The following is an 18,545-nucleotide window of genomic DNA, read 5'->3' as shown; positions in this document are numbered from 1 at the left end:
AGCCGCGCTGGCTGGCTTAGCCGCCTCCTGCGCCGCGCTCTGCTCGGCGCCGGCCTCACGGCCGCGCTTTTGTCCGAATGTCGGATCTGACCCCAGCCCCTGGTCTGCGCGCGCCGGGGCGCCGGAAGCAGACTCTTGTACGAATGTCGGATCTGACCCCGTGGTTCCTGACCCCGTGGTTCCCGTGGTTTTGCGGTTGAAGCCGGCGACCATGTCGAAGCGGAACAGGCGGCATTCCAGCGCGCCGTTGAAGAATGGGGTCTTGCGGGCCTCTTTCAGGCGCAGGAGCTTGGGCAGGCCCAGGTCTGCCGTGAAGAAGTAGGCCGTCCAGCCGGCAAAGCGCTGCTTGAGCGTGCCGGAGAACGCGGCATAAAACGACTTCGCCAGCTCGTCCTCTTCCAGCGACGCGTCGCCGCGCACGCCAATCCGCTCGCCGTACGGCGGGTTGGTCAGCAAAATGCCCGGTTCCGCCGTCGGCGCCTGCACCTGCTGCGCTTCGATCTGCTTCAGCGGCACGTCGAACAGGATGCCCGCGCTCTTCAGGTTGTGGCGCGCCATCGCCACCATATCGCCCGAAATATCGGAACCGAAAATGGTTGGCTCAGTCGGCAGAGGACGCGGCTTGATGGCCGCCTTCATCTCTTCCCATGGCTGTGGATCGAAATCATAGAACTTCTCGAATGCAAAGCGGCGCCGTGCACCGGGCGGGATGCCCTGCACCATCTGCGCCGCTTCGCACAGGATGGTGCCGGAACCGCACATCGGGTCGAACAGCGGCATGCCCGGTTTCCAGCCCGCCACGCGCAGCAGGCCGGCCGCCAGGTTTTCGCGCAGCGGCGCGTCGCCCGTTTCGCTGCGCCAGCCGCGCTTGAACAGCGCTTCGCCCGAGGTGTCCAGATAAATGATGAACTGGCGCTGGTCGAGGAAGCCGACAATGCGCATGTCCGGTTCGCGCGTGTCGACCGACGGGCGCTTGTTGTACATGTCGCGGAAGCGGTCGCACACGGCGTCCTTGATCTTCAGCGTGATGAATTCCAGCGACTTCAAGGGCGACTTGATGGCGGTGACATCCACACGGATGGTGTGGTCGATGCCGAACCATTCTTCCCAGGCCGTGCCCAGCACCAGGTCGTAGATGTCGTTCTCGTTGTCGTAGTGGCAGACGGCCATGCGCATCAGCACGCGCGAGGCGATGCGCGAATGCAGGTTGATGCGGTAGGCGTCGTACAGGTCGCCCGAGCAGTGCACGCCGCCCGGCACCTGGTTGTGGACTTTCAGCGTCGGGCTGCCCTGGGCGATTTCGCCCAGTTCTTCAGCCAGCGCCGCTTCCATGCCGCGCGGGCATGGGCAGAAATAAGATGTCATGGAAGACCTTTCAGAATGGCTTGACGACCACGAGGATCACGATCGCCAGCAGCATCAGCACAGGCACTTCATTGAACCAGCGGTAAAACACGTGGCTGCGTTGGTTCACGCCACGTTCAAATTTTTTCAGCAGGGAGCCGCAGGCGTGGTGGTAGCCCAGCACCAGCACCACGAAGGCCAGCTTGGCGTGCAGCCAGCCCGGTAGCTTCATGCCGCCCGGCTGACCGCCGTATTGCAGCCACATGAGCCAGACGCCGAACACCACGGCCAGCACGGCCAGCATCGAGGTAAAGCGGTACAGCTTGCGGCCCATCGTCAAGAGGCGCTCGGTGGCGGGGCCCGGCACTTCCATCGCCAGATTGACGAAGATGCGCGGCAGGTAGAACAGGCCGGAGAACCAGGAGACGATGAAGACGATGTGCAGCGCTTTAACCCAGAGCATGGAGTTCCTTTATTTACGTACCTCGCCGTGGCCGAACACCACGTACTTGAGGGAGGTGAGGCCTTCCAGGCCGACCGGGCCGCGCGCATGCAGCTTGTCGTTGGAAATGCCGATTTCGGCGCCCAGGCCGTATTCGAAGCCGTCCGCAAAACGCGTGGAAGCGTTCACCATCACGGACGAGGAATCCACTTCGCGCAGGAAGCGCAGGGCGGCGCTGTAGTCTTCGGTGACGATCGCTTCGGTGTGCTTGGACGACCAGTTGTTGCAATGCTCGATGGCAGCATCCAGGCCGTCCACCACGCGCACCGCCAGGATCGGCGCCAGGTATTCGGTGGCCCAGTCTTCGTCCGTGGCGTGCGCCAGGTGCGGGTAGCCGGCGGCCGACAGGATGGCGTAAGCCTCGACGTCGGCGCGCAGTTCGACCTGTTCGGTGGCGTAGCGCTGCGCCAGCTGCGGCAGGATCTCGGCGGCGACGGCACGCGCCACCAGCAGGGTTTCCATGGTGTTGCAGGTGCCGTAGCGATGGCACTTGGCGTTGAAGCCGATGTCCAGCGCCTTGGAGAGATCGGCCTTGGCGTCGATGTAGACGTGGCAGATGCCGTCCAGATGCTTGATCATCGGCACCGTGGCTTCTTCCATCAGGCGCGCGATCAGGCCCTTGCCGCCGCGCGGCACGATCACGTCCACGTATTGCGGCATGGTGATCAGGGCGCCCACCGCGGCGCGGTCGGTGGTGTCGACCACTTGCACACCATCGGCCGGCAGGCCCGCGCCTTGCAGGCCTTCGGCCACCAGTTTCGCCAGGGCGCGGTTGCAGTGGATGGCTTCCGAGCCGCCGCGCAGGATGGTGGCGTTGCCGCTCTTGATGCACAGGCCGGCCGCGTCCACGGTGACGTTGGGACGGGCTTCGTAAATGATGCCGATCACGCCCAGCGGCACGCGCATCTGGCCCACCTGGATGCCGCTCGGGCGGAATTTCATGTTCGAGATTTCGCCGATGGGATCAGGCAGCGCAACAATCTGGCGCAGGCCTTCGATCATGGTGGCAATCGCCTTGTCGGACAGCGCCAGGCGGTCCAGCATGGCCGGCGCCAGGCCGCTGGCGCGCGCGGCGGCGATGTCCTGCTCATTGGCTGCGCGCAGGGCCGGCGCTTCGCGCTCGATGGCGGCGGCGATCAGTTCCAGTGCGCGGTTGCGCTGCGCACTGTCGGCACGCGCCATGCCGCGCGAGGCGGCGCGGGCGCGCTTGCCGATGTCTTCCATGTACTGCTTGATGTCCACGATGCGTCCTCTTTTATCCTCGTGCTACCTTCAATGCCAGCTGCAGCATGGCGTCCCAGGCGTCGCCCGCGAAACTCTTCGCGCGCAGGCCTTTCACCATCTTGTCCACTTGCGCGGCCTGCTGCATGGCCGCTTCCAGCGTGGCGAGCGAAACGCGGCGCAGGGCCGGCTCCATCATGCGCTCGCGCGGACCCCAGATCCGGTATTCCTTCAGCAGGGCCGGCAGCGGACGGCCTTGCGCCATCGCTGCCTTTAATTTTAGCAGTGTGCGGATTTCTTCGGACACCGCCCACAGCACCAGCGGCAGGGCTTCGCCCTCGCCTTTCAAGCCTTCCAGCATGCGGATCAGGCGCGCCGGGTCGCCCGCCAGCATGGCCTCACTGAGCTTGAACACGTCGTAGCGCGCCACATTCAGCACCGCGTCCTGCACCTGCTCGTGCGACAGCTTGCCCGCTTCGTGCAGCAGGCCCAGTTTCTGGATTTCCTGGTGCGCCGCCAGCAGATTGCCTTCCACCCGGTCGGCAATGAAGTCCAGGCTGGCGCGCTCGGCGCTCTGGCCTTGCGCGGCCAGGCGGTTGGCGATCCAGCCCGGCAGCGCGCTGCGTTCGATGTTCGGGATGTCGATATACACCGCGCTTTGCTGCAGGGCCGCCACCCAGGCCGCTTTCTGCGTCTGCCAGTCCAGCTTGGGCAGGGTGATCAGGGTCAGGTTGTCCGGGCCGAGGTCTTTCACGTAGGCCTGCAGCGCGGCGCCGCCATCCTTGCCCGGCTTGCCGGACGGGATGCGCAGCTCGATCAGCTTCTTGTCGCCGAACAGGCTCATGGCCTGATTGGCGGCCAGCAGTTCGCCCCATTTGAAGCTGCGCTCGACCGACAGCACTTCGCGCTCGGAATAGCCTTGCGCCCGGGCCGCCTTGCGGATCTTGTCGGCCGCTTCCAGCGCCAGCAAGTGCTCGTCGCTGGTGATCACGTACAGGGGCGCCAGCGTCTTGGCGACGTGGGCGTCCAGGGCTTCGGCGCGCAGCTGCATGGCGGCCTTACTGCGTGATCGGCACTGCCGGAGCGGCCGGATTGGCGGGCGCGGCTTCCGGGGCGGCCGGCGCGGCGGCCGGCTTGATGGCGGCCATGCGGCGCATCATCTGCTGCACCAGGTCGGTCTGCATGTCCTTGTACAGCAGGGCTTCTTCCTGCTCTTTCGCCAGCAGCTGGGTTTCATTGAAGTCGATCGGGCGCGACAGGTTGATCGGCGTGGCCGGCAGCAGCTCCGTGCCCGCCTTGTCGACCACGCGGAACACGATGTTGTAGCTCAGCAGGTACTGGCGCACGCGGCCATTGCTGTTGAGCGACAGGATGGTCTTGGTACGGGTTTTTTCCGGGTCGGTCAGCACTTCGATCGACGCGTCCGCATCCTTGGCCACGCGCGCCACAGTGGTGTGGCCGTTGGCGCGGATGTTGCGCTTCAGGTCGATCGCCAGCGGCGAGCCGTCCGGCAGGCCGACGTACAGCGAGGCGAACGGCAGGGTGTAGTTGCCGCCTTCGCCGCGCAGGTGGAAGCCGCAGGCGCTCAGCGCGCCCGCCAGCACGGCCGCCAGCGCGGCGCCGCGCACCAGGCGCACGGCAGTGCGCGCGCCGGAGCGGAAGGTCGAGGAGGTCGTCATGCTCATACCACGATGTTGACCAGCTTGCCCGGCACCACGATGACCTTTTTCGGCGTGCCTTCGAGGAATTTCTGCACGCTTTCCTCGGCCAGCGCGGCCGCTTCGATGGCCGCCTTGTCGGCCGCCTTCGGCACCTTGACGGAACCGCGCAGCTTGCCGTTCACCTGGATCATCAGCTCGATCTCGCTCTGCTCCAGCGCGGCGGGATCGACTTGCGGCCATGGCGCGTCCAGCAGGTCGCCGGCATAGCCCATCTCTTGCCACAGCACGTGGGTGATGTGCGGCGCCACCGGATTCAGCAGGCGCAGGAAGATGGCATAGCCTTCAGCCAGCACGGCCGGCTCCACGGTTTTCGCCGATTCCAGCGTGTTCAGCATCTTCATGCAGGCCGACACCACGGTGTTGTACTGGATGCGCTTGATGTCGTAGTCGGCCTGCTGCAGGATCTTGTGCAGTTCGCGGCGCAGGGTCTTGCCTTCGTCGCTGGCGGCCACGGCGGACAGCGGCGAACCGGCGGCGCGGATCGCGTCGCGCTGGTTCACGCCGAAGCTCCACACGCGCTTCAGGTAGCGGTTGGCGCCTTCCACGCCGGACCCGGACCATTCCAGGGTCTGCTCCGGCGGCGAGGCGAACATGGTGAACAGGCGGGCCGTATCGGCGCCGTACTGCTCGATCTGGGCTTGCGGGTCGATGCCGTTGTTCTTCGACTTGGACATCTTCTCGGTGCCGCCCAGCTCCACCGGCTGGCCGTCGGCCTTCAGCAGCGCCGACACCGGACGGCCGCGGTCGTCCGTGGTCAGTTCCACGTCGTCCGGGTTGAACCAGGTCTTCTTGCCGGCCGCGTCTTCGCGGTAATAGGTTTCGTTCAGCACCATGCCCTGCGTCAGCAGATTGACGAAGGGTTCGTCGAACTTGACCAGGCCGAAGTCGCGCATCACCTTGGTCCAGAAGCGCGCGTACAGCAGGTGCAGCACGGCGTGCTCGATGCCGCCGATGTACTGGTCCATCGGCATCCAGTAATCGTTGCGCTGGTCGATCATGGCCTCGTTCGAGCCGGGCGAGGTATACCGCATGTAGTACCAGCACGAGTCGACGAAGGTGTCCATGGTATCGGTCTCGCGGCGCGCCGGCTTGCCGCATTTCGGGCAGTCGCACTTGAGGAAGGCTTCATGCTTGTTCAGCGGGTTGCCGGTGCCATCCGGTACGCAGTCTTCCGGCAGCACCACCGGCAGGTCCTGTTCCGGCACCGGTACGGCGCCGCAGGAATCGCAGTGGATCATCGGGATCGGCGTGCCCCAGTAGCGCTGGCGGGAAATACCCCAGTCGCGCAAGCGGAAGGTGGTCTTCTTTTCGCCCAGGCCTTGGGCAGCCAGGTCGGCGGCCACCGCGTCCAGCGCTGCGCTGTAGTGCAGGCCGTCGTATTTGCCGGAGTTGGTCACGACCGACACGGTCTTGTCGCCATACCATTCCTGCCAGGCTTCGTCGGAGTAGCTCTGGCCTTCAGCGGTGATGACCTGCTTGATCGGCAGCTTGTATTTTTTCGCAAAGGCGAAATCGCGCTCGTCGTGCGCCGGCACGCCCATCACGGCGCCGTCGCCGTAGGTCATCAGCACATAGTTGCCGACCCAGACTTCGACCTGCTCGCCGCTGATCGGATGGGTGACGAACAGGCCGGTCGGCATGCCCTTCTTTTCCATCGTCGCCATATCGGCTTCGATCACGGAGCCCATCTTGCACTCGGCGATGAAGGCTTGCAGCTCAGGGTTGTTGCGCGCGGCGTGGCTGGCCAGCGGGTGCTCGGCGGCCACGGCGCAGAAGGTGACGCCCATGATGGTGTCGGGACGGGTGGTGAACACGAACATCTTGCCGTCGCCGATCAGCGCGCCGTCGTCGCCGTTGATGCTGTGCGGGAAGGCAAAGCGCACGCCGGTGCTCTTGCCGATCCAGTTCGACTGCATGATGCGCACGCGCTCCGGCCACCCCGGCAGCTTGTGGTCGACGTAGTCCAGCAGTTCTTCCGCGTAGTCGGTGATGCGCACGTAGTACATCGGGATTTCGCGCTTTTCGATCAGCGCGCCCGAACGCCAGCCGCGGCCATCGACCACCTGCTCGTTGGCCAGCACGGTCTGGTCCACCGGGTCCCAGTTCACGGTGCCGGTCTTCAGGTAGATGATGCCTTTCTCCAGCATCTTCAGGAACATCCACTGGTTCCACTTGTAGTATTCCGGCTTGCAGGCGGCCATTTCGCGCGACCAGTCGATCGCCAGGCCCATCGACTCCATCTGCTCCTTCATGTGAGCGATGTTCGAATACGTCCATTGCGCCGGCGGCACCTTGTTGGCCATTGCCGCATTTTCGGCCGGCATGCCGAAGGCGTCCCAGCCCATCGGCATCAGCACGTTGTAGCCGTTCATGCGCAGGTAGCGGTACATCACGTCATTGATCGTATAGTTGCGCACGTGGCCCATGTGCAGCTTACCGGATGGGTAAGGCAGCATCGAGCAAGCGTAATACTTGCCTTTTGGGAAACGCGGGTCGTTTTCGACGGCTTTGTAGGCGTCGATCGCCTTCCAGTGGGCTTGGGCGGCTTTTTCGACGTCTGCGGGACTATATTTTTCTTGCATGATGGAGCGCACAATGAGTGATATGAACCGATCATTATACGCAATGCCTTGGTGCGCCGCGACATGATGCGCTACCGCGAATATCCGCCGCATCCGGCGCTGGCCGGGCATGTGGCCTGCTTCTGGTCGGCCACGGTGCTGCCGCCGCCTGCCGCCGCGCCTGCCAGCTCACCCAATGCCGCGCCCGGCCGCCCTGCCTTTTCCCACCGCGTGCTGCCGGATAACTGCATCGATATCCTGTGGCAGGACAGCGGCTTGGCCTTCGCGGTCGGCATGATGAGCCGCTTTTTCGATGTGCCCGCCGATGGGCCGGTGCGCACGGTGGCAGTCCGCTTCCTGCCCGGCGCCGCCGCCCTCTTCCTCGGCACGCCCCTCGCCCCGCTGACCGATGGCCGCGCAGACCTGGACCTGCTCTGGCCCCGTTCCGATGCCGACCGTCTGAGCGATGCCCTGTGGTCTTCGGATTTCGATGATCGCGCGCGCCTGCGGCTGATCGAGTCGGCGCTGCTTGCGCGGCTCGCGTTGTCGTCTGCTGCCACCCGCAGCGGCATCGCTCAGGCCGTTCGCGCTGCCCGGGCCGGGCACTTCGCTTTGCCTGCTGCCAGCCCTGCCGCGACACTGGCGCGCCATGCTGTGGCGGCCATCGAATCCTCCGGCGGCGAGCTGCGCGTGGAGACGCTGGCGGATTCCCTTGGCGTCAGCCGGCAGCATCTGTCCGCCCAGTTCCGCGAGCAGGTCGGCCTGACGCCTAAACTCTTCGCCCGCATCACCCGCTTCCGCCGCGCCACTGCCGCCGCCCGCGACTGGCGCACCGCCGCGGCCGCCACCGCGGCACATGCGTCGCCCGCTGCCAGGGCCGCCATTTGCGACGGCGACTGGGCCGACCTCGCCCTCGCCTGCGGCTATTTCGACCAGTCCCACCTCATCCGCGACTTCCACGACTTCGCCGGCGCCTCCCCTGACGCCTGGCTCCTCACTCGCTGACCATCGCGGGTGCGCTGTCCTCGCGCACATCGCTATGGCAAATTCACTCTTTTTGTTCACTCTTTTCCACTCTTTTTCACTCTTTTTCACTCTTTTTGAACTTCGCCGCAGCCATCGGGTCAAAAGAGTGGAAAAGAGTAGAAAAGAGTGAAAAAGAGAGGAGGAAAAGAGTATGTTTGCAATACAGACGTTTTCGATACCAGCTGCCACCCTGCGCGATCTACTCAACTTCGCAGCCGCCAGTGGCAAGCCCGAAGCGGCTACCGAGTTCGCCGATCTAGCCATTCGCGAGTGGCTAGCCCGCGCCAAAGAGCCTGCAGTCCACACCTGCCGCCAACGCGGCTACCAATGGAAAAACCTCTTCCTGCCGGAAGGCACGCAACTGCGCGTCTGGAGCCGCGAAAACGGCGCGCGCTACGCCGAAGTGGTTGGCGACGAAATTCTGCACGCCCGCCGACCGATCACGCCTAACCAGTTCGTGCGGCTGCAAGAAGGCATCCCGCGCAATGCCTGGACCGAAATCTGGCTACTGATGCCAGGCGAAACAGCCTGGAAAGCCGCCCATAGCCGCCGCGACGAGCAGCGGCGGGCGGAGCGCGCCCGAGACGCTCGACCGTTCCTGCCCGCTGCCGCCGCCACCACTGCCACTGCCACCGCCGCACCTGCACCTGCACCTGCAGCGGCAGCCGCACCTACTCCCACGCCAGCGTCAGTGCCGCCGCACCGCCTGCCGCGAATCCCGCCCATTCCGAGCCAGGCCCGCATCCAGGCCAGACAAGGCCAGTCGCTCTGGTGGCCTGGGGGTCCCGAGCGGCGGACGAGCGCGCGGCGGCTGGAAGACTCCTTTCTGGATTGAGTTTCCATTTTTCCAATCGCAACCGTGAACGCCGTGGCAAGATGCGGGCATTCGATAACAAAGGAGGAGAACCACATGATCAAAGGCCTGCGCACTGCGCTCTACCCAACGCCCGACCTGGCGGCCGGCAAAGCCTGGTATGCCAAGGTATTCGGCAAGGAACCCTACTTCGACCAGCCGTTCTACGTCGGCTTCGAAATCGGCGGCTTCGAGCTGGGACTGGTGCCGGACGGCACGCCGGGCAAGGCCGGCTCCCAGGTCTACTGGGGCGTCGACAACATCGAAAAAGAAGTCGAGCGCGTGCTTGCACTGGGAGCAAGCACTCACTCTTCAATCCAGGACGTGGGCGAAGGCATCAAGGTCGCCGAGCTGGCCGACCCGTTCGGCAACGTCCTCGGCCTGATCGAAAATCCCCACTTCGACCCGTCCAAAGTAGCCTGAGCCGCCGCTGGGGCGCTTGTGATACCATGCGCCCCTTCCCCCTCACTCGGCTCCCACCATGCGCAAGCGCGACAACAAATCCATCCTGATCAAAACGCCCGACCAGGTCGAATCCGCGCGCGTGGCCGGCCAGCTTGCGGCCGATGTGCTGACCATGATCGGCCCCTACGTCAAGCCGGGCGTGAGCACCGAATACCTGGACAAGATCTGCCACGACTACATCACCCAGGTGCAGCAAGTGATTCCGGCGAATGTCGGCTATGCCGGCTTCACCAAGACCATCTGCACCTCGGTCAATGAAGTGATCTGCCACGGCATCCCCAGCGCCAAGAAAGTCCTGAAGGACGGCGACATCATCAATATTGACGTGGCAGTGATCAAGGATGGCTGGTTTGGCGACACCAGCCGCATGTACTACGTGGGCAATCCGTCGAAGGCCGCGAAAAAGCTGGTGGATGTGACGTATGACGCCATGTGGGCCGGCATCCGCGCCGTGAAGCCGGGCGCCACGTTGGGCGATGTGGGGCATGCCATTCAAAAGCTGGCCGAAGCGGCCGGCTTCAGCGTGGTGCGCGATTACTGCGGCCATGGCATCGGCATGGTGTACCACGAAGATCCGCAGGTGCTGCACTACGGCCGTCCCGGCCAGGGCATGGAGCTGAAGCCGGGCATGGTGTTCACCATCGAGCCCATGATCAACGCCGGTAAGCACCAGACGCGCGCCTTGCCCGACGGCTGGACCGTGGTGACCGCCGACCGTTCGCTGTCGGCTCAGTGGGAGCATATGGTTACCGTCACCGACACCGGCTTCGACGTCCTGACGCTCGCCCCCGGCGAAAACCCCTGAGGCAAAGGCGGGCGGCAGGCACGTCGTGCCTGCCACCAGTTTCCGCCGTGGGTTTAGCGCAAGGTCAGCTTGAGCGCCGGCTTCTCGCCATAATCCTCATAGCGCTCATTGATGCCGCCCACGCAATAAGTGACTTCCTCGATCAGCTCAGCCGGCACCTTGGCCGCGTCAGTGATGACAATCTCCAGCACCTCGTTCGGCTTGAGCCGGAACTTCGTCATATTCTCTTCATCGCGCAGATAGGACAGGCAGTCCACCCAGGCGTCGATGGTATTCGCGTAAAACTCGGGAAAGCCGAAAGCCTCGCGGCTGGCGGCATGGAAAGCGTCGGCGCCGGCAATGGCCGCGCCGTTCAAGGTGGCAGTCGCCATGATTATTTGTCCTTCTTGGGGTCGGTGACGAAGCCGATTTTCGTCAGGCCGCTGCTCTGCGCGGCCGCCATCACCTGCGCCACCACTTCGTAGCGCGTGTCCTTGTCGGCGCGCAGCTGCAGCTCGGGCTGCGGCTGTTTCGCGGCGGCGGCGGCCAGCCGCTCTTCCAGCTCGCCCGGCTTGAGCGCCTCGTTGTTCCAGAATACCGCGCCGGAAGCATCGATCGCCACCGCCAGCGTGTCCGGCTGCTGCTCGGAAGCCTGGGCCTGCGCCTTGGGCAGATCCAGCTTCACGGCATTGGTGAACATGGGCGCGCTCATGATGAAGATCACCAGCAGCACCAGCATCACGTCGACCATGGGCGTGACGTTGATGTCCGCCATGGACTCCTTCTGCCGGTGATGATTGAAGGCGCCGAAAGCCATCTCACACTCCCGCGCCGTCGCGCGTCAGGTAGGCATGCAGATCGTGGGCAAACGCATCCAGCTCGCTCAGCGTGAGGCGGTTGACGCGGTTAAAACCGTTATAGGCCAGCACGGCGGGAATTGCCACCAGCAGACCGACGCCGGTCATGATCAGGGCCTCGCCCACCGGGCCGGCCACTTTGTCCAGCTGCACCGTGCCCGCGGTCGACACCGCCGCCAGCGCGTGATAGATGCCCCACACGGTGCCCATCAGGCCGACGAAAGGCGCGGTGGAGGCAATCGACGCCAGCAAGGTCAGCCCGCTTTCCAGCCGCGTGGTCGAGGCGTGGATGGCATCGCGCAGCACGCGCGTCAGCTGCTCGCCGCGCCCCATCTCGCCGGCCAGCGAGCTGCGGCCCATCATCTTCACGCCATCCGCGCCGGCCGTGGCCAGCGCCGCGTAAATGCCTTCCGGATCGCCCGATGTCACGCTGGCCACGCCGTCCTGCAAGGTCGGCGCATCCCAGAACGCCTGCACCACGCCCTTGCTGCGGCGCACGCGCCAGGATTGCCAGCCCTTGCCGAGAATGAAGTACCAGCTCAGCACCGACATCAGCAGCAGCAGATAGGACACCGCATGCCCGACCGCGTCGGCGCGTTCCCAGTAGCTCTCGAAGCTGAAGTGCTCCATCAGCCGTTCAGGCCCAGCACGTCGTACATATCGAACAGGCCGGTGCTCTTGTCCGCCAGGAAGCGCGCCGCGCGCAGCGAGCCGTTGGCGTAATGCTGGCGCGAGGACGATTTGTGGCTGATCTCGATGCGCTCGCCTTCGGTGGCAAACATCACGGTATGGTCGCCGATGATGTCGCCGCCGCGCACGGTGGCAAAACCGATCGAGGACGGATCGCGCGGCCCGGTCACGCCTTCGCGCGCGAACACGCCGACCTGCTTCAGGTCGCGCCCCAGCGCATCGGCAATCACCTCGCCCATCTTCAGCGCGGTGCCGGACGGCGCATCGACCTTGTGGCGGTGATGCGCCTCGATGATTTCGATGTCGTAGCCGGTAGCGAACTGCTTGGCCGCGAATTCCAGCAGCTTCAGGGTCACGTTCACGCCCACGCTCATATTCGGCGCGAACACGATGGCGGTCTTCTCGGCCGCCTTGCGGATGGCTGCCTTGCCCGCCTCATCGAAGCCGGTGGTGCCGATCACCAGCTTGACGCCGTGCTCGGCGCAGTAAGCCAGGTGTTCCAGCGTGCCTTCCGGACGGGTGAAGTCGATCAGCACCTGGGCATTCTTCAAGCCTTCGGCCAAGTCGCCCGCCACCGTCACGCCGGAGGGCTGGCCGGTGAAGGCCGCCGCGTCCTGGCCGATATTGGCGCCGCCCGGACGGTCCAGGGCACCGGCCAGGGTGCAGTCCGGATCGGCCTGCACCGCCTCGACCAGCATGCGGCCCATGCGCCCGCCGGCGCCGGCAATTGCGATATTCAGAGTCGTCATGAATGATCCTTACTTGGCCGCGCCGGATTCCTGACCGGCCGGCAGCGGCGCACGCGCCGGCGATGCCTGCTGCTTGTCGGCGGCTGCCTCGGACTTCTTGAATTCCTTGATCGGACCGGCAATGCGCGAAATGTATTCCTGCTCGGTCGGCAGATTGCCGCCTTCGAAGCGCTCCACCTTGCCATCCTTGTCGAAGAACACCACCACCGCGCTGGTGGTCAGCTCGCCGCTGCCCTTGGCTAGGCGGAAGGGGTAATCCCAGCGGTCGGCGTGGAAGGCATCGGCCATCAGCGGCGTGCCGAGCAGGAACTTCACCTGGTCCTTGGTCATGCCCACCTTCAGCTGGGCCATCATTTCCTGCGACACGAAGTTACCCTGCTGGATATCCGGACGGTAAGGCGAGAAGAACCACATGAACTTCTGCAGCTGGGTGATGGTGGTGGTCTGGGCGCCCTGGGACGCTACCACCGGCGCTGGCGCCGGTGCCTTGCTGGCGCAGCCGGCCAGGGCCAGAGCCGCCAGCGGGGCCAGGCATTTCACTAACAAATGGGACGGCAGAGCCGGGGTAACGCGCATAGATGACCTCAAATCCGATTGAGCAGAAGTGCCAAAACGCTATATCATAAAGCACTCCAGCCACATACGATACCAAACATGAGTAACAGCCCCACCGACCTGAAGGCGTCCGGCCTGAAGGCCACCCTGCCGCGCCTGAAGATTCTTGACATTTTCCAGAGCAGCCCAGTGCGTCACCTGACTGCGGAAGACGTCTATAAACAGCTGCTGGCCGAGAATATGGACGTGGGCCTGGCCACCGTGTACCGCGTGCTGACCCAGTTCGAGCAGGCCGGCCTGCTGAACCGCAACCACTTCGAGAGCGGCAAGGCGATTTTCGAACTGAACGAAGGCTCGCACCACGACCACCTGGTGTGCCTGGACTGCGGCCGCGTGGAAGAATTCGTGGACGAGGAAATCGAGAAGCGCCAGCAAGCCATCGCCGCCGAGCGCGGCTTCAAGATCGCCGAACACGCCCTGGCGCTGTACGGCAACTGCACCAAGACCAACTGCCCGCACAAGCATTAAAACCCGAGGCGTAAAGCGGGTGGCAGCCACGTCGTGGCTGCCACCGGGTTCAAGCCGCGGGTTTCAATGCTGGCTCAGGGCATTCGACAGCAGGCGCGATGTAATATCGACAATCGGAATCACCCGCTCGTAGGCCATGCGGGTCGGGCCGATCACTCCCAGGGTACCCACAATCTTGCCGTTCGCCTCGTACGGCGCGGTCACCACGCTCATTTCATCCATCGGCACCAGGTGCGATTCGCCGCCGATGAAGATCTGCACGCCGGACGCCTTGGACGACACGTCCAGCAGCTGGATCAGGCCGGTCTTCTGCTCGAACAGGTCGAACATCTGGCGCAGCGAGCTCATATTCGACGACAGGTCGGCCACCGACAGCAGATTGCGCTCGCCGGCGATCACCATGTCCTCGGTATTCTCGGCCATGGCTTCGCTGCCCGCTTCCACGGCGGCCTGCATCAGGCGCCCCATATCGTCGCGCAGCTGGCGCACCTCGCCCTGCAGGCGGCCGCGCACCTCGTCGAAGGACAGGCCGGAATAATGCTGGTTGATGAAATTGGCCGACTGCTGCAGCTGGGCCGGAGAATAATCCACGTCGGTCAGCAGCATGCGGTTCTGCACATCGCCATTGGGTGACACGATCACCAGCAAGATTCGCTTCTCGCCCAGGCGTAAAAACTCCACCTGCTGGAACACCGACTCATGGCGCGGCGTCAGCACCACGCCCGCGAACTGGGTCAGCGAGGACAGCATCTGCGCCGCGTTGGCAATCAGCTTCTGCGGCGGCTGGGCGGTCGCGCGCAGGCGCGCCTCGACTGCGCTCTCATCGATGTGCTGCACGGTCAGCAGGGTGTCGACAAAGATGCGGTAGCCGCGCGGCGTGGGAATGCGTCCGGCCGAAGTGTGCGGGCTGGCCACATAGCCCAGCTCCTCCAGGTCCGCCATGATGTTGCGGATGGTGGCCGGCGACAGCTCCAGTCCGGAAATCTTGGACAGCGCGCGCGAGCCGACGGGCTGGCCGTCGGCGATATAGCGCTCGACCAGGGCTTTGAGCAGGGTTTGGGCACGGTTATCGAGTTGCATAGCTCTTCATGAAGCGGTGATTGCCCATCTATTCTGCCAACTGTTCTTCCAGCCATGCAAGAAGTTCCTCAAAACTGGAGCAAATTGCATCAGGCTGGACACCGGCCGCCAGATGGGCATCGCTGCCGGTCCGGTTCAGCCAGACCGCGCGCAGGCCGGCGCGCTGGGCGCCTTCCACATCCAGTTTCAGGTCGTCGCCGACATACACCGCCTCCGAGGGCAGCACGCCCAGGGTAGTGCAGGCGGCGCGGAAAATGCCGGGATCGGGCTTGGCCTTGCCGAAATCGGCGGCCGCCAGCGATACCTTGAAATGGTGGGCGAGGCCGATGACTTCAAGATCCGCGTTGCCATTGCTGATGGTTCCCAGCAACACCTGCTGTTTCAGCTTGAGCAAGCCGGGCAAGACGTCGTCATAAGGCTTGACCGCATTGCGCGCGGCGAAGAAATGGCGCATGGCGCCATCGACGTTGGTGGCGTCCTCGCCGGCGTGGGCGAACACCTCGTTCAGGCTGGCACGCCGCAAGGCGCCCAGATCGACGTGCAGTTCCGGCCGCGCGGCCAGCAACTCCATGCGGTGCAGGCGCAGCTGCTCGATGCTGAAATTTTTCGTCACGCCCGGCGCGTGCTCGCTCAGCCAGGCGTGCAAGGTCAGCTCCGCTTCGGCGATCACCGGCGCGATCGGCCACAGGGTGTCATCCAGATCGAAAAGTATGGCTTTCGGCTTCATGCCAGCATTGTCCCACATCGCGAAGACGCGGCCGTGGTAGATTAACGGGCTTATTGCACTGGAGTTAAGTTGATGTCTATCCTGTCACGCGCGCCCTGGGCGCTGGCCGCCGCCGTGCTGGCGGGCTGCGCTACGCAAAGCCCGGCACCGGCGCCGCTATCCGCTTCGCTGTCCGCGTATGTCGTGCTGGGCGAGCAAGGTGCGGCCGTGGCGCGCGTGGTGACGGAAGCGGCAAGCTGCCCGCCGCTGACCGTCGACGGCCAGGCGCTGCCGATGCAGCTGCGCGCGCCGGCCGAAACCATCGCGCTGCGGCCGACCAGCTCGGCGCCGGCCGATTCGGTGCCCAGCCGCTTCCCGGTGCTGACTTGCGAAGCGGCCTTGCCGGCAAATGCGCGCAGCGCCAGCGTCGGCGGCCAGACGCTGCCGCTGCCACGCGCCGAAGCACAGCGCATCGTGGTGATCGGCGACACCGGCTGCCGCCTGAAAAAGTCCGACAACAACTACCAGGCCTGCAACGATGCGCAAGCGACGCCGTTTGCCACCATTGCCGCCGCCGCGGCGAAGTGGCAGCCCGACCTGGTGATCCACGTCGGCGACTACCACTACCGCGAGAATCCCTGCCCCGAAGGCAACGCCGGCTGCGCCGGTTCGCCCTGGGGTTATGGCTGGGACGCCTGGCGCGAAGACTTCTTCCGTCCCGCCGCGCCGCTGCTGGCGGCAGCGCCCTGGGTCATGGTGCGCGGCAATCACGAAACCTGCACCCGCGCCGGACAAGGCTGGTGGCGCTTCCTCGATCCGCGTCCGCTGCAGCCAGGCCGCGACTGCAATGCCGCCGCCGATGATCTGAGCGGCAACTACAGCGATCCCTACGCCGTGCCGATCGGCGGCGCCAGCCAGTTGCTGGTGCTGGATACCACCGCCACCAGCTGGCGCGGCATCAAGCCCGGCCAGCCCGGCTGGGACCAGTACCGCGACACCTACCGCAAGCTGGAGCAGCTGTCGCAGCAGGCGCGCTGGAACCTGGGCCTGAATCATCAGCCGATGCTGGGCTTCGGCGCCGACATCGACAAGAAAAGCAAGCAGCGCTTCCTGGAGCTGGGCGACCTCGGCCTGCAGCAAACCTTCGGCTCGCTGAATCCCCTGCTGCTGCCCGACAGCGTACAAGCCATGCTGTCCGGCCACGTGCACCTGTGGCAGCAGGTCAGCTACAGCAGTCCGCATCCGAGCCAGTTCATTACCGGCTTCTCCGGCACCGACGAAGACACCACGCCGCTGCCGGACGACGTCGCGCAAGTGCAGCCGGCGCCGGGCGCCGTGATCGCCCACTTCAGCAGCTGGGTAGGCGGTTTTGGCTTCATGACCATGGAACGCGGCGCGGCGCCGGGCGAGTGGCAGATCGTCGTCCACGACCGCAACGGCGCCGAAATGAACCACTGCCGCCTGTCCGGCCGCAGCTCGCAATGCGAGAAGGCGCAGCTGCGCTAAAAAATGTTACAAGCCTAAATCAGGCCGTTGCTTGCTAAATGCACTAAAATAGCTGCCGATTCCGCGTGGCGGTCCAGTAAATCGTATTGGAGAGATGAATGAATAGTAAGTTTGTGCGTCCCGGCCTGGCGCTGCTGTGCGCAGCCGTCCTGTCGGCATGCGGTGGCGGCAATGGCAATATGACTCTGGGTGTGACCGTCAACGGCCTGGCCAAGACCGGCCTGATTATCCAGAATGGCAGCGACACCGTCACCGCCGATGCCTCCGGCACCTATTACTTCCCGACCCTGCTGGCCACCGACGCGGACTTCAACGTCACCCTGAAAACCGTGCCGGACAACGTCACCTGCGTGGTCAGCAACGGCACCGGCAAGATCAACTATTACACCCAGCTGCAGGCGGTGGTCAACTGCGCCAACGTGCCCTACAACCTGGGCGGCACGGTAAGCGGCCTGACCCAGGGCATCCTGGTACTGGCCAACGGCTCCAGCACCGTATCGCTGCCGGCCGGCACCACGACCTTCAAGTTCCCGGTACAGGTACCGAATGCTGCCTTGTACGGCGTCACCGTGCTGACCCAGCCGGATGGCCTGTCCTGCACCGTGGCCAATGGCAGCGGCACCATGCCGGTCGCAGACGTGACCAATGTGGCCGTGACCTGCCACTAAGCGCATCCTTTTTGGAGAATACATGAAAGCAAACTATGTAGGCACGGCGGCAGCGCTGGCCGCAGCCCTGGCGCTGTCCGCATGCGGCGGCAAAGCGTCGTTCGACGTTTCCGGCACCGTGACCACGTCGTCCGGCAGCCCGATCGCCAACAGCGGCCTGGTGCTGCAGAACGGCGACGACACCGTGTCCGTACCGCTGGGCCAGACCAGCTTCACCTTCCCGAACCGCATTTCCTACGGCACTGAATACAATGTGACCGTCAAGACCCAGCCGGCGCACATGACCTGCAGCATCGCCAACCCGACCGGCTCGGCAGGCCACACCGCGACCATCTCGGTCGCCGTGATCTGCTCGCAGAACTCGTACACCGTGGGCGGCACCATCAGCAATCTGACGCTGGATGGCCTGAGCATCATCAACGGCTCGAACAGCTCGGCGGCATTCTCGGTTGCCAAGGGCTCGACCGCGTTTGTGTATCCGGAATCGATCCCGGTCGGTACGCCATACGGCCTGTCCATCTTCACCCAGCCGAAGGACACCACCACCGGCGCGACCCAGACTTGCACGCTGATCAACGGCACCGACGTGATGGGCGACGCCAACCGCGCGAACGTCGTAATCACCTGCCAGTGATATTCAGGAAGTGAATGACAGGAATTTTAAAAATAAATTGGATTAATATGCGGCAGCGCATCATAATCGTTCCTGTCTCCTCCACTTCTTACTAA

General features: G+C 64.5%; 20 protein-coding genes and 1 pseudogene. 8 read left to right on the top strand and 13 right to left on the bottom strand.

The window, feature by feature from the left end:
• Window positions 1-189 precede the first annotated feature (189 nt).
• The 6 genes and pseudogenes from AB4Z19_RS11990 to leuS all read right to left on the bottom strand — a co-directional run.
• Window positions 190-1,365: pseudogene (locus AB4Z19_RS11990) on the bottom strand (THUMP domain-containing class I SAM-dependent RNA methyltransferase); the annotation flags it as partial.
• A gap of 10 nt (window positions 1,366-1,375) precedes the next feature.
• Window positions 1,376-1,807, bottom strand: a complete 432-nt coding sequence (locus AB4Z19_RS11985) for a CopD family protein (protein ID WP_442026535.1) — start codon at window positions 1,805-1,807, stop codon at window positions 1,376-1,378.
• A 9-nt stretch (window positions 1,808-1,816) separates the two neighbouring features.
• Window positions 1,817-3,088, bottom strand: coding sequence for a glutamate-5-semialdehyde dehydrogenase (locus AB4Z19_RS11980; RefSeq protein WP_442026534.1), 1,272 nt, complete (start codon window positions 3,086-3,088; stop codon window positions 1,817-1,819).
• A 13-nt stretch (window positions 3,089-3,101) separates the two neighbouring features.
• A complete protein-coding gene (holA, locus tag AB4Z19_RS11975; RefSeq protein WP_442026533.1) occupies window positions 3,102-4,118 on the bottom strand; it encodes a DNA polymerase III subunit delta in 1,017 nt (338 codons plus the stop codon).
• 7 nt (window positions 4,119-4,125) lie between these two features.
• Window positions 4,126-4,746, bottom strand: a complete 621-nt coding sequence (locus AB4Z19_RS11970) for an LPS-assembly lipoprotein LptE (RefSeq protein WP_442026537.1) — start codon at window positions 4,744-4,746, stop codon at window positions 4,126-4,128.
• Between the two features lie 2 nt (window positions 4,747-4,748).
• A complete protein-coding gene (gene leuS, locus AB4Z19_RS11965) occupies window positions 4,749-7,370 on the bottom strand; it encodes a leucine--tRNA ligase (RefSeq protein ID WP_442035322.1) in 2,622 nt (873 codons plus the stop codon).
• Window positions 7,371-7,433: 63 nt separating this feature from the next.
• Between leuS and AB4Z19_RS11960 the strand changes: the two genes are divergently transcribed.
• From AB4Z19_RS11960 to map, 4 genes are all read left to right on the top strand, one after another.
• A complete protein-coding gene (locus AB4Z19_RS11960) occupies window positions 7,434-8,354 on the top strand; it encodes a DUF6597 domain-containing transcriptional factor (protein ID WP_442027377.1) in 921 nt (306 codons plus the stop codon).
• Between the two features lie 172 nt (window positions 8,355-8,526).
• Window positions 8,527-9,210, top strand: a complete 684-nt coding sequence (locus AB4Z19_RS11955) for a hypothetical protein (RefSeq protein ID WP_442027378.1) — start codon at window positions 8,527-8,529, stop codon at window positions 9,208-9,210.
• A gap of 75 nt (window positions 9,211-9,285) precedes the next feature.
• Complete coding sequence (locus AB4Z19_RS11950) at window positions 9,286-9,651, top strand: VOC family protein (RefSeq protein WP_442027379.1); 366 nt, start codon at window positions 9,286-9,288, stop codon at window positions 9,649-9,651.
• 58 nt (window positions 9,652-9,709) lie between these two features.
• Window positions 9,710-10,498 carry a type I methionyl aminopeptidase gene (gene map / locus AB4Z19_RS11945; RefSeq protein WP_442027381.1) on the top strand — a complete coding sequence of 263 codons (789 nt, stop codon included), beginning with the start codon at window positions 9,710-9,712 and terminating at the stop codon, window positions 10,496-10,498.
• A gap of 53 nt (window positions 10,499-10,551) precedes the next feature.
• Here the strand turns inward: map and AB4Z19_RS11940 are convergent, their stop codons facing one another.
• Genes AB4Z19_RS11940 through AB4Z19_RS11920 form a run of 5 tightly spaced genes read right to left on the bottom strand, consistent with a single transcriptional unit; the run spans window position 10,552 to window position 13,349 of the window.
• Window positions 10,552-10,869 (bottom strand): barstar family protein, encoded by a 318-nt coding sequence (locus AB4Z19_RS11940; protein WP_442027382.1) that lies wholly within the window; start codon window positions 10,867-10,869, stop codon window positions 10,552-10,554.
• 2 nt (window positions 10,870-10,871) lie between these two features.
• Entirely contained in the window at window positions 10,872-11,294 is a 423-nt protein-coding gene (locus AB4Z19_RS11935) for an ExbD/TolR family protein (RefSeq protein WP_442027383.1), read from the bottom strand.
• Between the two features lies 1 nt (window position 11,295).
• A complete protein-coding gene (locus tag AB4Z19_RS11930; RefSeq protein WP_442035321.1) occupies window positions 11,296-11,964 on the bottom strand; it encodes a MotA/TolQ/ExbB proton channel family protein in 669 nt (222 codons plus the stop codon).
• Complete coding sequence (dapB, locus tag AB4Z19_RS11925; RefSeq protein WP_442035320.1) at window positions 11,964-12,773, bottom strand: 4-hydroxy-tetrahydrodipicolinate reductase; 810 nt, start codon at window positions 12,771-12,773, stop codon at window positions 11,964-11,966. The genes AB4Z19_RS11930 and dapB overlap by 1 nt, the downstream gene beginning before the upstream one ends.
• Before the next feature lie 9 nt (window positions 12,774-12,782).
• Complete coding sequence (locus tag AB4Z19_RS11920) at window positions 12,783-13,349, bottom strand: outer membrane protein assembly factor BamE (RefSeq protein ID WP_442027918.1); 567 nt, start codon at window positions 13,347-13,349, stop codon at window positions 12,783-12,785.
• Between the two features lie 78 nt (window positions 13,350-13,427).
• On the opposite strand from AB4Z19_RS11920, the gene fur reads away from it, so the two are divergent.
• Window positions 13,428-13,856 carry a ferric iron uptake transcriptional regulator gene (fur, locus tag AB4Z19_RS11915; protein ID WP_442027919.1) on the top strand — a complete coding sequence of 143 codons (429 nt, stop codon included), beginning with the start codon at window positions 13,428-13,430 and terminating at the stop codon, window positions 13,854-13,856.
• Between the two features lie 63 nt (window positions 13,857-13,919).
• Here the strand turns inward: fur and hrcA are convergent, their stop codons facing one another.
• Together hrcA and AB4Z19_RS11905 are read right to left on the bottom strand one after the other, a co-directional pair.
• Window positions 13,920-14,936, bottom strand: coding sequence for a heat-inducible transcriptional repressor HrcA (hrcA, locus tag AB4Z19_RS11910; protein WP_442027920.1), 1,017 nt, complete (start codon window positions 14,934-14,936; stop codon window positions 13,920-13,922).
• Window positions 14,937-14,964: 28 nt separating this feature from the next.
• Complete coding sequence (locus AB4Z19_RS11905; protein ID WP_442027921.1) at window positions 14,965-15,663, bottom strand: HAD family hydrolase; 699 nt, start codon at window positions 15,661-15,663, stop codon at window positions 14,965-14,967.
• A 72-nt stretch (window positions 15,664-15,735) separates the two neighbouring features.
• On the opposite strand from AB4Z19_RS11905, the gene AB4Z19_RS11900 reads away from it, so the two are divergent.
• The 3 genes from AB4Z19_RS11900 (at window position 15,736) to AB4Z19_RS11890 (ending at window position 18,450) form a co-directional block, all read left to right on the top strand.
• A complete protein-coding gene (locus tag AB4Z19_RS11900) occupies window positions 15,736-17,148 on the top strand; it encodes a metallophosphoesterase (protein ID WP_442035319.1) in 1,413 nt (470 codons plus the stop codon).
• A 98-nt stretch (window positions 17,149-17,246) separates the two neighbouring features.
• Window positions 17,247-17,816, top strand: coding sequence for a hypothetical protein (locus AB4Z19_RS11895; protein ID WP_442024599.1), 570 nt, complete (start codon window positions 17,247-17,249; stop codon window positions 17,814-17,816).
• A gap of 22 nt (window positions 17,817-17,838) precedes the next feature.
• Window positions 17,839-18,450 (top strand): hypothetical protein, encoded by a 612-nt coding sequence (locus AB4Z19_RS11890; protein WP_442024601.1) that lies wholly within the window; start codon window positions 17,839-17,841, stop codon window positions 18,448-18,450.
• Window positions 18,451-18,545 lie beyond the last annotated feature (95 nt).

It is taken from the genome of Pseudoduganella sp. RAF19 (assembly GCF_052114165.1).
In the GTDB taxonomy this organism is placed as follows: domain Bacteria; phylum Pseudomonadota; class Gammaproteobacteria; order Burkholderiales; family Burkholderiaceae_D; genus Rugamonas.
This window is presented reverse-complemented; position numbering and strand designations above follow the sequence as displayed.